The 357-nt window shown below is 60.2% G+C and carries 1 protein-coding gene; it reads right to left on the reverse strand.

The genetic code is table 11. The annotated features are described in order from the left end of the window. On the reverse strand, positions 1–357 hold a 357-nt coding region (locus HU806_RS26305), incomplete at both ends, for an immunoglobulin-like domain-containing protein (RefSeq protein ID WP_186615823.1).

Raw genomic sequence — 357 nt, forward strand, 5'->3', positions numbered from 1 at the left:
CAATCGACTCGGTCACGGTGGTTGGACCTTGGTACACGTCGTTGCCAACGGCTACGTCGAGCACGCCCGAGCTTGCGCCGGCTGCGATGGTGATGGTTTTGCCGCTGTCGAGCGTGACCGTCACAGGACCATTTTGCGCGGTGACGGGTTTGCCGTCGACACCGGTCAGGGTGGCGGTGTAAGTGATGGTTCCGTTTTCATTCACGGTTGGCGTAGCGGTCAGCGTCACCGTGGTGGTGTCGTCGACATCGCTGACGATAGTGCTGACCGGAGCGGTGTTTGGCGCAATGGCTTCCAAATTACCGCCCGATGCCGAGGCAATCGACTCGGTCACGGTGGTTGGACCTTGGTACACAT

The organism is Pseudomonas sp. SWRI154, from assembly GCF_014268645.1.
Lineage (GTDB): Bacteria > Pseudomonadota > Gammaproteobacteria > Pseudomonadales > Pseudomonadaceae > Aquipseudomonas > Aquipseudomonas marvdashtae.